This window comes from Paraburkholderia aspalathi (genome assembly GCF_900116445.1).
GTDB lineage: Bacteria > Pseudomonadota > Gammaproteobacteria > Burkholderiales > Burkholderiaceae > Paraburkholderia > Paraburkholderia aspalathi.
Genome location: NZ_FPBH01000032.1, coordinates 50,219 through 64,766, shown reverse-complemented (window position 1 = coordinate 64,766; position 14,548 = coordinate 50,219). Strand labels below are relative to the sequence as shown.

Below are 14,548 nucleotides of genomic sequence, written 5' to 3'. Positions count from 1 at the left end.
CGCATTAACCCGCCGCGTCCTTCACGCGGCGGATGTGAACGAAGCGCGCACCATCCGTGTGAAACGCGCACAGACAGTAAAGGCAGGAGACGCCTATGAACGAACGCCATCACCCGAATTGGCCGCCGCAAGTGCCATTGCATCTGACGCTGCCCGAGACCAATATTTTCTATAACGCCGAGGTGTCGGCGGCGCGTTTTCCCAACAAACCGTTCATCGTCTTCTACGACACGGCGGTTACGTTCGGCGAGTTCAAGGACGAAACCGAGCGTATCGCGGGATTCCTTCAGCAGGAATGCCACGTCAAGGCGGGCGACCGCGTGCTGCTTTACATGCAGAACAGCCCGCAATGGATCATCGCTTACTATGGGATCCTGCGTGCGAACGCCGTCGTGGTGCCGGTCAATCCGATGAACATGAGCGGTGAGCTGGCGCATTACGTCGAGGACAGCGAGGCGACCACGATCATTGCGCCGCAATGCCTGTTCGCGAACGTCGAGCCGCTGATCGGCAAGGGGCCGGGGAAGGGCATCGAGCACGTGATCGTCGCGACGTATAGCGATTATCTGAAGCGGCCATCGCCGATTCCCGTGCCGGAGTTCGTGGCCGCGCCGCGCAAGACCTTCAATATTCCCGGCGTCACGTCCTGGCGCGAGGCGCTCGAACGGCATATCGCGCCGGGTCCGCTTACCACCGGTCCGGACGATCTGTGCGTGATGCCATACACGTCCGGCACCACCGGCAAGCCGAAGGGCTGCATGCATACGCACCGCAGCGTGATGAGCACGCTGCTCGGCGGCTGCGTCTGGTTCTCGGCGCCGCCGGACGGTGTGTATCTATCGATATTGCCGTTCTTTCACGTGACCGGCATGCAAGGCGGCATGAACAGCGCGGTCTTCTCCGGGGCAACAATTATCGTGTTGCCGCGCTGGGATCGCGAAGCTGCGGCGCTATGCATGCAGAAATATCGCGTGACCGCATGGCAGTCGATCACGGCGATGATGGTCGATTTTCTGTCGAACCCGAAGCTTGGCGAATACGATCTGTCGAGCCTGACGGGCGCACGCGGCGGCGGCGCGGCAATGCCGGACGCGATTGCCAGAAAGCTCAAGTCGCTGACAGGGCTCGATTATGTCGAAGGCTATGGCATGTCGGAGACGATTGCCGGCACGCACATCAACCCCCCGCATCGGCCGAAGCCGCAGTGCCTGGGCATTCCCGTATTCGACGTGGACTCGCGCGTGATTGATCCGGTCACGCTGCAGGAACTACCGCAAGGCGAAACCGGCGAGATCATCGTGAACGCGCCGCAGGTGATGCAAGGCTACTGGCGCAATCCCAAGGCGACTGAAGAAGCGTTTATCGAACTCGACGGCAAGCGCTTTCTGCGTACTGGCGACCTCGGTCATATCGACGAGGACGGCTATTTCTTTATGACCGATCGCCTCAAGCGCATGATCAATGCTTCGGGCTATAAGGTGTGGCCAGCGGAAGTCGAGGCGCTTATGTACCGGCATCCCGCGATCCAGGAGGTGTGCGTGATCGGCGTGAAGGACGCGAAGCGCGGCGAAACGGTCAAGGCGCTGGTGGTGCCCGCCGCGGCGGAAGCCGGCACGATCACCGAGCAGGCGATTATCGACTGGGCGCACGATCAGATGGCCTCTTACAAGGCGCCGCGCATTGTCGAGTTCGTGACGTCGCTGCCCAAGTCGGGCAGCGGCAAAATTCTGTGGCGCAAGTTGCAGGAAGAGGACGCGGCACGCACGGCCGCGGCGAGTGAAAACAACGGTGGCAAAGGAGGCGCCTCGTCATGACATGGCTCGAAGCGTTAGTGGACGAACCGTTCGTCTGCATCACCGACATGCTGCGCCGCTTCGCCAAAGAACGCGGTGAGCACGCGGCATTGATCTGCGACGGCGAGGTCGTGACTTATGCCGCGCTTGACGCACGAGTCGATCGTTTTGCCGCCGCATTGCAGCGCGACGGTATCAAGCCTTGCGACGCGATTGCGTTATGCGCGGCCGCCTCGGTGGAATACGCTGTGGTGTTTCTCGGCGGCCTGCGGGCAGGGGCGGCGGTCGCGCCGCTCGCGCCGTCGTCGAGCGCGGCGAGTCTCGTCAGCATGATCGGCAACTCGGGTGCGCGGCTGTTGTTTCTCGATGCCGACGTCAAGCGTTTGCTCGAACCGGTGGCTGCAGAGATCAGCGCAATCCCCATCGCGCTAGATGCGCACGCAGGCAGCACCCCGCTTGAAGCGTGGCTCGCGCCCAAGGGCGCAACGCCTGAAGCGGTCACGATCAATCCGGCGTGGCCATTCAACATCATCTATTCGTCTGGCACCACGGGTACGCCGAAAGGCATCGTGCAGTCGCACGGCATGCGCTGGGCTTATGCGGTGCGCAGCATCGAACGCGGCTATGGCCCTGATGCCACGACGCTCATCTCCACGCCGTTGTATTCGAACACGACGCTCGTAAGTTTCATGCCGACGCTGACATTCGGCGGCACAGTCGTGTTGATGCCGAAATTCGGCGCCACACGCTATCTTGAGTTGGCACAACAGTACCGCGTCACACACACCATGCTGGTGCCGGTCCAGTATCAACGTTTGATGGCACATCCGGACTTCGACCGTTACGACCTATCCAGCTTCCAGGCCAAGTTCTGCACCAGCGCGCCGTTCGCGGCGAGCGTGAAGGCGGACGTGGTGCGCCGCTGGCCGGGCAAGCTCACTGAGTACTACGGCATGACCGAAGGCGGTGGCTCGTGTCAGTTGGAGGCCAACGAATGTCCCACCAAGCTGCATACGGTCGGCAAACCGATCGAAGGTCACGACATCCGTCTGATCGACGAGCTCGGCAACGAGGTCGCAGCGGGCGAGGTGGGCGAGATCGTCGGCCATTCGCCCGCAATGATGACCGGCTACTACCGTCAACCGGAGAAGACTGCCGAGGCGGAGTGGTACGACCCGAGTGGCAAGCGCTTCATCCGCACAGGCGACATGGGCCGCTTCGACGCAGACGGATTCTTGACGCTGCTCGATCGCAAGAAGGACATGATCATTTCGGGCGGCTTCAACGTTTATCCGAGTGACCTCGAGGCTGAACTGTGCTCGCACCCGGATGTCGCGGATGTGGCCGTGGTGGGCGCGCAGTCGGAGCAATGGGGCGAGACGCCGGTTGCGTTCGTGGTGCTTCGCCCGGGTGCGCCGAGCGACGCCGACACGCTGCTGGCCTGGGTCAACGCGCGGCTCGGCAAGATGCAGCGGCTCTCCGCATTGACCTTTGTCGACGCGTTGCCGCGCAGCCCGATCGGCAAGGTGCTGAAACGGGAATTGCGCGAGCAGTACTATCCCGCCGCGCGTTAGCACAGCGTATAGAGACATCTGAATACACCTGGCTGGATAGACCAACTCTCACCAACTGGCAATGGGACAAGGCATGAACAATTTTGAAGGCAAGGTAGCGGTAATCACCGGCGCGGGCTCCGGATTCGGCCGTGAGTTCGCACGGCTCGGCACGAAGCTGGGCATGCGTCTCGTACTCGCCGACGTACAACAGGACGCACTCGACGAAACCCTCGCCGAGGTGAGCGCGGCCGGCGCGCAAGCCATCGCGCGTCGCGTCGATGTCGCGAAGGGCGAGGAAATCGATGCGCTGGCCCGCGCCACGCTCGACGCCTTCGGTGGCGTGCATCTGGTGTTCAACAATGCGGGCGTAGGCGGCAGCGGCGGCCTCGTGTGGGAGAACACCGAGCGTGACTGGCAATGGCTGCTCGGTGTCAACCTGTGGGGCGTCATTCACGGCGTGCGGGCGTTCACACCGCTGATGCTCGAGGCCGCCAAACGCGATCCGGGCTATCGCGGGCATATCGTCAACACGGCGTCGATGGCGGGCATGCTTAATCCGCCCATGATGGGTCCATACAACGTGTCGAAACATGCGGTGGTGTCGTTGACCGAGTCGCTGTATCAGGATCTTTCGCTGGTCACGCAGCAGGTGGCGTGCTCGGTGCTGTGCCCTTACTTCGTGCCGACGGGTATCGCGAAGGCGCATCGCAATCGTCCGTCCGAACTGGACAACGACACGCCGCCGACCTTATCGCAACGTGTGTCGCGTGCGATGAGCGAGAAGGCGGTGAGTTCGGGGAAGGTGAGTGCCGAAACCGTCGCGGGCATGGTGTTCGATGCGATTCGCGAGGAGCAGTTCTATATCTTCTCGCATCCGCACGCGCTAGCTGCTGTGAAAACGCGCGCCGAGGATATCGTGACGCCGCGCAATCCGACCGATCCGTTTGCCGAGCGGCCAGATGTGCGTGTTCAGATTATCGAGGCGTTGAAGGGGTAATCCGAACTGGAAATGCGCAAAGCGCCGTGGAAACCACGGCGCTTTTTTTACGCCCATATCAGGCCGTCACGTCGTCACTTCGCCGCTGTCAGCGAACTCAACACCGCCGACTTCAACTGTCCACCCTGAACCACTGCCGCAACCGGATTACCGATCACAAAGCCACCGTGGTCGTCGACACCCGTCACACTCTGCGGATTGGCCTGTGGCGGCAACGCCTTCACGGCTTTATCGAACTGATTGCGGATCGCGGTTGCATCACTGACGCTGCCGGCCAGCTTCATCGCGAGTGCCGTTGCGTAGACCGCGGTGTAGTTCAGCGATACTTCCTGGCTCGGATCACGCCCAGCGTGGGTCTTGCGGAAGCGCTCCACAAACGCTTTAGCGTTCGGCGTATCGTCGTTGGCCAGCGGCAACACCCCGATCGCGCCGTTCAACGGTGCATAGCCGCCGGTCACCTTGGCCACTTCGTCGAGCTTGGCCTGATCCATCACAATGAAGCCGCCCTTGAAACCCAGTTCGCGTGCCTGCTGCGCAATCAAGCCGGTCGGCTCGGACGGGCCGCCGATAAACATCACATCCGGTTTGGCGGCCAGCACACGGCTCACACCGCTGTAGAAATCGGTGGCGCGGTTATACGACATCGAATTGTCCGCGACGATCGTGCCGCCGGCTGCTTCCCATGCGGGCTTGAATGCGGCGACCCAGACCTTGCCGTAGTCGGTATCGGTGGCGGCGAGTGCGACCTTCTTGCCGTACGTCGCCATTTCGTACTTGATGAACGCGTTCAGATACGACGTGAACGCGGGCGGAATGCGCACCGTGAGCTTGTTGCCGTGCTCGCTGATCTGCGGCACGCTGGTGTACGAGAGCAGCAGTAGTTTCTGTTGCTCATTGCTGGTTTGCACGGCGAAGCCACCGCCCGAATGCGGCACGAGCACCACAGCCGCCTGCTGTTCCTGCGCAAGACGCCGGGCGTTGATCGCGGTTTCGGCGGGGTTGTACTTGTCGTCGAGCGGCACGATTTCGAACTTGATCTTCTTGCCGGCTACTTCGATGCCGGCCTGATTGACGTCGGCGGCGGCCATCTGCATGCCTTCGAGCACTTCCTGGCCGTACTTCGCCGCGCCCCCGCTCAACGGACCGGAGTAGCCGATATGCACCACCTGCTGCGCCATCGCGGCGCCCGTGCCCAGCAGCGCAGTCGTGGCGACCGCCGCAACTACTCCAGCGCGTCCGCACAAGCGTTTGATCGTCATACGTGTCTCCTTTGGGATTGTTCGAATATGGCCCGACGCTCATGGTCACATTTATGGCCATGCGTCAGGCGGTGCATCAAATCCGTTCAGCCGCCGACGTAAGCGCGCCGGATCGCTTCGTTGTTCATCAGACTCGCGTGATCGCCTTCGAGCACGATGCGGCCGTTCTCGATCACGTAGGCACGGTGTGCGATCTTCAACGCCGCAAACGCGTTCTGTTCGGCGAGCAATACTGTCGTGCCCGCGCGATTGATCTGCTGGATCACCTCGAACACCTGCTTGACCACCAGCGGCGCGAGACCGAGCGACGGTTCGTCGAGCAGCAACACCTTGGGGCGGGCCATCATCGCGCGGCCGATCGCCACCATCTGCTGCTGCCCGCCGGACAACGAGCCGGCCGCATGATCCTTGCGCTCGGCGAGAAGCGGAAAGAGCGCGAACACCTGATCGAGATTGCGTTGATTGCCGGCCTTGTCGCCGCGATGCACATAGGCGCCGAGCGTGAGGTTCTTCAGCACCGACATGCCCGGGAACAGCTTGCGGCCCTCAGGGCACTGAATCACGCCGTTGCGCACGATCTGTGCGGGCGTCATGCCGAGCAGCTCGCGCGTTCCGAGGCGCAGGCTGCCGCTCGTGGCGCGGCGCAGGCCGCTCGTCGCGAGAAAGATCGAGCTCTTGCCCGCGCCGTTGGCGCCGAGCAGCACGACCAGTTCGCCGTCGTCCGCGTGCAGCGTGATGCCGTCCAGCGCGCGGAAACTGCCGTAATCGAGCGCGACGTTCTCAAACTTCAGCATGTTCGCTCCCCAGATAGGCATCGATCACGGCCGGGTTGGCGCGAATCTCGGCAGGCGTGCCCTCGGCGATTTTCTTGCCGTAGTTCAGCACCATGATGCGATCGGCGAGCTTCATGATCATGTTCATCTTGTGTTCCACCAGGCACACCGTCACGCCGTGTTTCACCAGCTTGCGGATCAGTTCAGAGAGGCCTTCGGTCTCTTCGGGATTGACGCCGCCGGCGGGTTCGTCGAGCAGCATCAGGCTCGGTTCGGTGGCCAGTGCGAGCGCCACAGCGGCACGCTTGCGCTCTTCCTGCGAGATGTCGCCGGCCATCCGTTCCGCAATCGCCGACAGTCCGACGAAATCCAGGGCCTCGCGCGCTTTCTCGCGGCAGATGCGTTCTTCCTGCTTGAGCCGCGCTGAATGCGTCAGCACGTCCCACAGCCCCGAGCGCGTGCGCAGCCGGTGGCCAACGATCAGGTTGTCGAGGACGCTGGCCCGGTCGAACAGCGCAGTGGATTGAAATGTGCGCGCAATGCCGAGGCGCGCCATCTGATCGGCGGCCAGCTTTGTCACGTCCTGGCCTTTGAAGCGGATGCGTCCCGAACTCGGCAGATGGGTGCCGCTGATCAGATTGAAGAAGGTGGTCTTACCCGCGCCGTTCGGCCCGATGATTGCATTGATCTTGCCGGCTTCGATATGCGTGCTGACGTCGTCGACCGCGACGAGACCGCCGAAGCGTTTGCTGAGCGAGTCGATTTCAAGCATGACGATCTCCGCGTGTGGGTTGCGATTGACGCGCAACACCGCCGCTCTTCGGCGTTGCCAGTTTCGCGCGCTGGCTCTTTCTCGCCCTATACAAACCGACGATCCCATTCGGCAAAAAGATCACCAGCAAAATGAGGATCGGGCCGAACACGACGAAGCGGTACGCCTGCAAAAACTGCAGATACTGCGTGAGCCAGGGTATGGCGAGCGCGCCGAGCAGCGGGCCGGCGAGGGTGCCGATGCCGCCCACCAGCATGTACATGGTCATGTCGAAGGTATGTTCGACGCCGGCCAGATCAGGTCCGAGAAAGCGTACGGAACCCGCATAGAGTCCACCCGCAAGCCCGGCATAGACGACCGACAGCACGAAGGCCAGCACCTTGTTACGCATCAGGTTGATACCGAGCGACTGCGCGAGACCGTCGCTATTGCGGATCGCCATGAAGGTCCGGCCGAGCAGCGAGTCGACGATGCGATGCATCAGCCACACGCCGAGCACCAGAAAGGCGAACACCAGGTAATAGAGCGGCCGTGGATTTTCAAACGAGATGATGCCGAAGCCCGAAGGCGCCGGGATACCGACAATATCCGAGACACCATGCGTAAGGCTGTCCCATTTCTCGATGACGAGAAACATGATGTAGCCCACGCACAAAGTAAAAATAGAAAAGTAGTGGCCGCGCAGACGCAGCGAAACAAGTCCGACCAGCGCACCCAGTATCGCGACGACGACGCCCGACGCAATGAACGCGATCCAGAACGGCACCTGATGATCGACCGTGAGAATGCCCACCGTGTACGCGCCTACCGCCATGAAGCTGCCGTGCGCGAGATTGAATTGCCCCGTGTAGCCCGTGATCAGATTCAGTCCGACGGTGGCCAGCGCGAAGACGTACGCGGTGGACATCACGGTGAGCATGTAGTCATTGGTGGCCAGAAACGGAAACACGAGACCGAGCACGAACAGCAGTGTCCAGCCCAGCTTGCCCTCGAATAATTTCATGACCGGTTTCACGATGCGCGCAGTTCCCTGGTGAACAGTCCTTGGGGACGAACCGACAGAATCACCACCAGAAGCACGAAGGCGATGATGTCCTTGTAGTCGGTCGAAATGTAGAAGGCGCCGAAACTCTCCGCCATGCCGATGATCAGCCCGCCGACGATCGCACCCGGCACGCTGCCCATGCCGCCGAGAATGATGATCACGAAGGCCTTCAGGATCACCAGTTGGCCCATGGCCGGATAGACGAGGTTGATCGGCGCGTACAGCGTCGCGGCCACGGCGGCGAGAAGGCCGGAGATGCCGAAGGTCAGCATCGTCACCTTGTTGGCGTCGATGCCCATTAGCGAGGCGCCTTCGCGGTCCTGCGCCATCGCGATGATGCTCGAGCCGATTACCGTGTATTTGAGGAAGAGTTGCAACAGCACCACCAACGCGAACGCGGCGCCGATGATCAGCAGGCGCTGCACGGGCGCGGTCACACCGCCCAGATCGACGATCCCCGCGTAGGGCGTCGCCATACGATGAAAGTCCGCGCCCCAGATCGCCTGCGCACCGGCTTCGAGAAACAGCAGGAGGCCGATCGCGGCGATCATGGGATGCAATTCGGAAGATTTGCGCAGCGGATGAAACACCAGCCGCTCGGCGAGGATCGCGAGTAGCGCGACCGCGAGGCCGGAGCCGATCATCGCGAGCCAGTAGTTCCAGCCGAGCCGGCTCATCAGGTAGAACGAGACGAACGCGCCGACCATGTAGAACGCGCCGTGAGCGAAATTCGGCACGGCGAGAATGCCGTAGACCAGCGTGAGCCCGAGTGCGACGAGGCTGTAGATGCCGCCCAGCGTCAAGCCGTTGAGAAGCTGCTGCAAAAACATGTCCACGCTTTGACATCCTCCAACGGAGGCGCGCTGTGCAATCGTTACCCTTGCTGCCGGGAACGCATCGCCGCACGCCTGACTACGGACGGGACAACAGCCGCTTTCTCGAATCCGGCGACCGTTATCGACGGTTGTCGACGCTTAAAACACGCGCGCATCGGCGCAAACTGGAAATGGTGATGTGTGGCGGCGTTAGAGAAATTTGGCACGGGCGTTCGCTTTGCGTCAATAAGTTTTTCCATTTGATTGTTCTGCATTGCAGATTATTAGGGAAGTCACTTAGATAGCGCGCATCAAGTCGCCCATTCGCATGATCCGACGCGCCGCTTGTGCGGCGCGCCGGTATCTCGCGTTCTGCGGCGGTTAGAACATGTGCCGCATGCCGATATTTACGCCGGCCGTTGTGCCGGTTACTTCGTTCAGTGCATTGTTGACGGACAGTCCAGTGTGCATGGCGCCGTGATTGGTCACGAAGCCGGCCTGCCCATACACCACAGTAGCCTTCGAGAGGGAATAGTCGATCCCGGTGGACGCCAGGATCGAATTGTTCGACGAGTTGTTGCCATCGCGCGTGACCCAGACGCCCGCGTCGACGTTCAGCGCCGGTGTGATGCGATAGCTGGCGCCGCCCGAATAGACGCGATCGTTGAACGAGCCGGCCACCTTGTACTGCACGTAGGACGCCTTCACGGTCAGGTTGTTGAACACGTAGCTTGCGCCGATTGCACGGCCGTCGAATTCGACCACGCTCGGAATCGCGATCGATGCAGCGCTGCCGCCGGCGTTGCCGCTATAGAGCGCGGCATCGACGGTCAGCGTGCCCAGGTGGTAGCGCAGGCTCGCTGAGTACTGGCGGCCCGCCTGAAAGTCCCCGGCCGTGCCACCCAGCGCCATCATTGCGCTGGCTTGCAAACCAGCGATTTCCGGCGACGTGTACGAAATGCCGTTCGGGTTGAACAGCCCGGTCACAAAGACGTTGTTGAGATAGGTGACGAGACCGCTGCCGAAGTACGACATTTCGCGCGGATCGAAGTCGTACACCGCGAGGAAGAAGGGCGAGAACTGCAAACCGGCCTTGACCGTACCGTAGCGGCTGTCCAGGCCGACCCACGCCTGGCGCCCGAACGCGTTGCCGTTCGAATTGCTGAACGCGCCGTTGGCGATGCTGATACCGCTTTCGAGTTCGAAGATCGCACGCATGCTGCCGCCAAGATCTTCCGCGCCACGCAAGCCGAAGCGCGAACCGGAGAGGCCGCTGTCGGTGAACGAGTATTGACGGCCGGCGTTCTGACCGGTGGTCGCGTTAAGCGTTTTGTTGGTGTAGAGGATCGAGCCGTCGACGATACCGTACAGCGTGACACTGCTTTGCGCATGGGTGCTCTGGGCCGTGCCCAGGGCGCATGCGCCCACTAATCCAAGAATGGCTCCAATTCGATTGCGATGACTTGCCGGCATGCTTCGTGTCTCCTTGTTTATTGGAATCAATTGAACTGGCGAAGTAATGCTTGTGCTGCAAGATTCTGGCGATCTGGTGCGCGATACGATTTCTACAGGCGATAAAGAGCCCTCGCGATCTGATAAGGGATGCGAAATTTTGAATTTGCTGGTAGGCGTCTCGAGTCCGGTTGCCGGCTGGCTTGTCTCCTGAGTGCGGGGCGGCTCGGCGCTGCTAAGAGCTCATTGATCGCATGCTTGCGCACAGGATGCAGGCGCAATTTGGCACGACCGTTCGTTCTGTGTCAACGGGGGAAATCGCTCGTTTGGACTGCAATGCAGGCCAAAATAGGGAAAACACCTGGCGCTGAAGGTGCGCTTGAAGTGTGCCGTAAGGCTATGTAATACAAGGGGATTGCCGGAATTATCCGGTTTGAATTGCGATAGAGATGGTTGATGCGGTAGTTCTGCATTGCAGAACTATCAAACAACAGACTCAGCGCGCGCCGAACGTTTCTATCAGCATGTCGACGAATGCCTTCACCCGTGCCGTCATCTGCAACTGTTGCGGGTACACCGCATAGATGTCGGCATCCGGCGTGCGGTATTCCGGCAATACATGGATCAGACGGCCATCGGCGAGGTACTCCGCGATGTCCCATTCCGCCCGCATCAGAATGCCGTGACCGTCGAGCGCCCACTTCACCGCGATCTCGCCGTCATTGGTGGTGAGGTTGCCGCGCACTCGCACGGTCTCGGTCTTTTCGGCCGCGCCGCGTCCGCTGGTCAAACGCCATAACCCGTAGCCATCGTCGCCTTGACGAATGCCGATGCAGTTGTGTTGCGATAACTCCGCCGGACTGCGCGGTGCGCGTCGTTTGGTGAAATACGTTGGCGATGCGCACAGCAGCCGACGGTTGGACGCGACCCTGCGCGCAATCACGCGCGCATCCGGTGGTTCGCCGAAACGCACGCACACGTCGAAGGCGTCGTCGCTAATCGGTGGCGGGTCAACGGAGAGTTGCAGTTGCACGTCCACCTCGGGAAAGCGCCGCACGAATCGGGAAATGAGCGGCGCCACGTGACTGCGGCCGAAACCGAGCGTCGCGTTCACGCGCAACAGGCCTTTCGGGGCTGCTTGCGAGCCGCCGAGCAACTGGGCCAGGTCGTCCATTTCGCTCAGGATGCGCCGTGCCCGGGTGAGATATAGCTCGCCTTCCGGCGTGAGACTCATGCGCCGCGTTGTGCGGTTGACCAGCGACACGCCCGCGCGCGATTCCATCTGTGCCAGATGCTTACTCACGGCCGCCGTGCTCAAGCCGAGTTCGCGTGCAGTCGCGGTCAGGCTGCCGCTTGCAGCGAGCGTGGAGAAGAAGGCGAGGTCTTCCGGTTGTATTGACGAAGTCATGTTGAGTGGGCCAACGAGCGGGCCGTCGAGCAGCCCATTATTAACTTCAGGTTAAGGATGCTTTGAGTCTAGCAGCGTTTTCGCGTGCGGTTGTCATTCTAGGATGCAGCCATACGTTCAACACCAAGGAGACGCCCGTGAAAACCTATCGCATCGCAACCATTCCCGGCGACGGCATCGGCAAGGAAGTCGTGCCCGCGGGCCAACAGGTTCTCGAAGCCATCGCTGCGCGAAGCGACGCCTTCCAGTTCGAGTTCGAGAATTTCGACTGGGGCGGCGATTTCTACCGCCAGCACGGTGTGATGATGCCGGCCGATGGGCTGGATGCCATCCGCAACAAGGATGCGATTCTGTTCGGCTCGGCAGGCGACCCGCATATTCCCGATCACGTGACGCTTTGGGGTTTGCGCCTGAAGATCTGTCAGGGCTTCGATCAGTATGCGAACGTGCGTCCCACCCGCATCCTGCCCGGCATCGACGCGCCGTTGAAACGTTGTGGGCCGAAGGATCTCGATTGGGTCATCGTTCGCGAGAACTCGGAGGGTGAGTATTCCGGCGTAGGCGGACGTGCACACCAAGGCCATCCGATCGAAGTCGCCACCGATGTTTCGATGATGACCCGCGCGGGCGTCGAGCGCATTCTTCGATTCGCGTTCCGCCTCGCCCAATCGCGGCCGCGCAAGCTGCTGACGGTAATCACCAAGAGCAATGCGCAACGCCACGCGATGGTGATGTGGGACGAGATTGCCCTGGAAGTCTCAAAGGAATTTCCTGACGTCAAATGGGACAAGGAACTCGTCGACGCGGCCACCGCGCGCATGGTCAACCGTTCGGCCACGCTGGACACGATCGTCGCCACGAACCTTCACGCGGACATTCTCAGCGATCTGGCAGCGGCACTGGCCGGCAGCCTCGGCATCGCACCGACCGCGAATCTCGACCCCGAGCGCCGCTATCCCTCGATGTTCGAACCCATTCACGGTTCCGCTTTCGACATCATGGGTAAGGGTCTCGCCAATCCGGTCGGCACGTTCTGGTCGGTTGTGATGATGCTCGAGCATCTCGGCGAGATGGCCGCTGCCCAGCAATTGATGAGCGCGATCGAACGCATCACGGCCGACCCGTCGTTGCACACGGGCGACCTCGGCGGAACGGCCACGACCGTGCAGGTGACCGATGCCGTCTGCGCCATCCTCGCCGCGAAACCAGCGACGGAGTTCAAGGCCGCCTGAGCACGCGAGACGTAGTACGCGATACACAACGCCCGCATTAGACAAAAACAAAACGCCCGGACGACTACGTCACGGGCGATTCAAAGACTGGAGACTGGCATGGCCAATGAATTGCAAGCCCGTGTGGTTCGCAAGCTGACGTGGCGCATTTTGCCCTTCGTCATGCTGCTTTATTTTGTGAGCTTTCTCGATCGCGTGAACGTCGGCTTTGCCGCGCTCACGATGAACAAGGACCTCGGCCTCTCGCCGACCATGTTCGGGCTCGGCGGCGGCATCTTCTTTCTGGGGTATTTTCTGTTCGAAGTGCCCTCGAACCTCATTCTGAACAAGGTCGGTGCACGCATCTGGATTGCACGCGTGATGGTGACGTGGGGGCTGGTGTCGGCGGCCTCCGCGTTTGTCGTCGGGCCGAATTCGTTCTATACGCTGCGCTTTTTGCTCGGTGTGGCCGAAGCCGGTTTCTTCCCCGGCATCATTCTTTATCTCAGCCAGTGGTTTCCTGCACGGCAGCGCGCAGTCGCGGCGGCCGCGTTCATGGCGGCCGCACCTTTGTCGACCGCAATCGGATCGCCCATTTCAGGCGCCATCATGCAGATGCCGGCCCTGTTCGGCTTGAAAGACTGGCAATGGCTCTTCCTCATCGAAGCAATTCCAGCCGTCGTACTCGGGTTCGTGGTTCTGAAAGCGCTCACCGATTCGCCGGAAAAGGCGAAGTGGCTTGCCGCCGATGAGAAAGCGTGGCTCGTCGCAACGCTGCGCGAAGAACGCGCGGGACGAGAGTCGCAGGCAGGCCACGCTGCGGGTGCACTCGCCGCGCTGCGCGACCCGCGGGTGTGGATCATGTCGATGATCTACTTCGGCACCTCCGCGGGACTTTATACGCTCGGGCTGTGGGCGCCGTTGATCATTCGTCAATTCGGCTTTAGCGCACTAGGTACCGGTGCGTTGAACGCGATTCCCAGCGTGCTGGCTGTGATCGGCATGGTGATGTGGGCGCGCCATTCGGATCGCACTGGCGAGCGCACGTGGCATGTCGTGATTCCGTGCGTCGCTGCCGGCATCGGGCTCGCATGGGCAGGCTTTGCGGATACCGTCCTTGGGGTGGTGCTCGCACTGATCCTCGTGAACGTGGGCATCAGCGCGGCCAAGGCGCCGCTGTGGGCCATGCCGAGTACCTTTCTCTCTGGCGCCGGTGCGGCAGCCGGTATCGCCATGATCAACTCGATCGGCAACCTCGGCGGCTTCGTCGGTCCGTTTGCGATCGGCTGGCTGAAGAGTGTGACGGGGGGATATGCCGCCGGACTTTATGTCGTAGCGGCAAGTCTTGCGGTATCAGCCATGCTCGCGTTGGCTGTCGGCCGGCGAGGATATCGGGCGGCGCCTGCGCCGCAATGATCTCGCCAGGTTTCTGATTGGCTTCCTGATTGACGATGTGCCTCGCTCCCG

12 protein-coding genes are annotated in these 14,548 nt (G+C 61.4%); 5 read left to right on the top strand and 7 right to left on the bottom strand.

Annotated features, from left to right (window positions below; genetic code table 11):
* Positions 1-95 precede the first annotated feature (95 nt).
* The 3 genes from BM438_RS35660 to BM438_RS35650 all read left to right on the top strand — a co-directional run bounded on the left by BM438_RS35660 (position 96) and on the right by BM438_RS35650 (position 4,346).
* Positions 96-1,814: a long-chain fatty acid--CoA ligase gene (locus BM438_RS35660; protein ID WP_093644493.1), complete on the top strand. Its 1,719-nt coding sequence runs from the start codon at positions 96-98 to the stop codon at positions 1,812-1,814.
* Entirely contained in the window at positions 1,811-3,367 is a 1,557-nt protein-coding gene (locus BM438_RS35655) for a class I adenylate-forming enzyme family protein (RefSeq protein ID WP_093644492.1), read from the top strand. The genes BM438_RS35660 and BM438_RS35655 overlap by 4 nt, the downstream gene beginning before the upstream one ends.
* A gap of 73 nt (positions 3,368-3,440) precedes the next feature.
* Positions 3,441-4,346: an SDR family oxidoreductase gene (locus tag BM438_RS35650; protein WP_093644574.1), complete on the top strand. Its 906-nt coding sequence runs from the start codon at positions 3,441-3,443 to the stop codon at positions 4,344-4,346.
* 74 nt (positions 4,347-4,420) lie between these two features.
* Here BM438_RS35650 and BM438_RS35645 read toward each other — a convergent pair whose 3' ends face one another.
* The 7 genes from BM438_RS35645 to BM438_RS35615 all read right to left on the bottom strand — a co-directional run bounded on the left by BM438_RS35645 (position 4,421) and on the right by BM438_RS35615 (position 11,870).
* Positions 4,421-5,605 carry an ABC transporter substrate-binding protein gene (locus tag BM438_RS35645; RefSeq protein WP_093644491.1) on the bottom strand — a complete coding sequence of 395 codons (1,185 nt, stop codon included), beginning with the start codon at positions 5,603-5,605 and terminating at the stop codon, positions 4,421-4,423.
* Between the two features lie 86 nt (positions 5,606-5,691).
* Positions 5,692-6,399 carry an ABC transporter ATP-binding protein gene (locus BM438_RS35640; protein ID WP_093644489.1) on the bottom strand — a complete coding sequence of 236 codons (708 nt, stop codon included), beginning with the start codon at positions 6,397-6,399 and terminating at the stop codon, positions 5,692-5,694.
* Positions 6,386-7,150, bottom strand: a complete 765-nt coding sequence (locus tag BM438_RS35635) for an ABC transporter ATP-binding protein (protein ID WP_093644572.1) — start codon at positions 7,148-7,150, stop codon at positions 6,386-6,388. The genes BM438_RS35640 and BM438_RS35635 overlap by 14 nt, the downstream gene beginning before the upstream one ends.
* A complete protein-coding gene (locus tag BM438_RS35630; RefSeq protein WP_093644570.1) occupies positions 7,143-8,153 on the bottom strand; it encodes a branched-chain amino acid ABC transporter permease in 1,011 nt (336 codons plus the stop codon). Before BM438_RS35630 ends, BM438_RS35635 begins: the two co-directional genes overlap by 8 nt.
* 8 nt (positions 8,154-8,161) lie before the next feature.
* Positions 8,162-9,025: a branched-chain amino acid ABC transporter permease gene (locus BM438_RS35625; RefSeq protein WP_372341972.1), complete on the bottom strand. Its 864-nt coding sequence runs from the start codon at positions 9,023-9,025 to the stop codon at positions 8,162-8,164.
* 366 nt (positions 9,026-9,391) lie between these two features.
* Positions 9,392-10,483 (bottom strand): porin, encoded by a 1,092-nt coding sequence (locus BM438_RS35620; RefSeq protein ID WP_093644485.1) that lies wholly within the window; start codon positions 10,481-10,483, stop codon positions 9,392-9,394.
* A gap of 475 nt (positions 10,484-10,958) precedes the next feature.
* The gene (locus BM438_RS35615) at positions 10,959-11,870 is read right to left on the bottom strand and encodes a LysR family transcriptional regulator (protein WP_093644483.1); all 912 of its coding nucleotides are present in this window, start codon (positions 11,868-11,870) and stop codon (positions 10,959-10,961) included.
* A gap of 137 nt (positions 11,871-12,007) precedes the next feature.
* On the opposite strand from BM438_RS35615, the gene BM438_RS35610 reads away from it, so the two are divergent.
* Entirely contained in the window at positions 12,008-13,102 is a 1,095-nt protein-coding gene (locus tag BM438_RS35610) for a tartrate dehydrogenase (protein ID WP_093644481.1), read from the top strand.
* A 99-nt stretch (positions 13,103-13,201) separates the two neighbouring features.
* On the top strand, positions 13,202-14,497 hold the full coding sequence (locus BM438_RS35605; protein WP_093644479.1) for an MFS transporter: 1,296 nt from the start codon (positions 13,202-13,204) through the stop codon (positions 14,495-14,497).
* The last annotated feature ends 51 nt before the right edge of the window (positions 14,498-14,548 follow it).

Coding starts and splice junctions, on each gene's coding strand:
- BM438_RS35645 (WP_093644491.1), bottom strand. CDS start 5,605: ATGACGATCAAACGCTTGTGCGGACGCGCTGGAGTAGTTGCGGCGGTC.
- BM438_RS35605 (WP_093644479.1), top strand. CDS start 13,202: ATGGCCAATGAATTGCAAGCCCGTGTGGTTCGCAAGCTGACGTGGCGC.
- BM438_RS35615 (WP_093644483.1), bottom strand. CDS start 11,870: ATGACTTCGTCAATACAACCGGAAGACCTCGCCTTCTTCTCCACGCTC.
- BM438_RS35640 (WP_093644489.1), bottom strand. CDS start 6,399: ATGCTGAAGTTTGAGAACGTCGCGCTCGATTACGGCAGTTTCCGCGCG.
- BM438_RS35620 (WP_093644485.1), bottom strand. CDS start 10,483: ATGCCGGCAAGTCATCGCAATCGAATTGGAGCCATTCTTGGATTAGTG.
- BM438_RS35650 (WP_093644574.1), top strand. CDS start 3,441: ATGAACAATTTTGAAGGCAAGGTAGCGGTAATCACCGGCGCGGGCTCC.
- BM438_RS35625 (WP_372341972.1), bottom strand. CDS start 9,025: ATGTTTTTGCAGCAGCTTCTCAACGGCTTGACGCTGGGCGGCATCTAC.
- BM438_RS35630 (WP_093644570.1), bottom strand. CDS start 8,153: ATGAAATTATTCGAGGGCAAGCTGGGCTGGACACTGCTGTTCGTGCTC.
- BM438_RS35635 (WP_093644572.1), bottom strand. CDS start 7,150: ATGCTTGAAATCGACTCGCTCAGCAAACGCTTCGGCGGTCTCGTCGCG.
- BM438_RS35655 (WP_093644492.1), top strand. CDS start 1,811: ATGACATGGCTCGAAGCGTTAGTGGACGAACCGTTCGTCTGCATCACC.
- BM438_RS35660 (WP_093644493.1), top strand. CDS start 96: ATGAACGAACGCCATCACCCGAATTGGCCGCCGCAAGTGCCATTGCAT.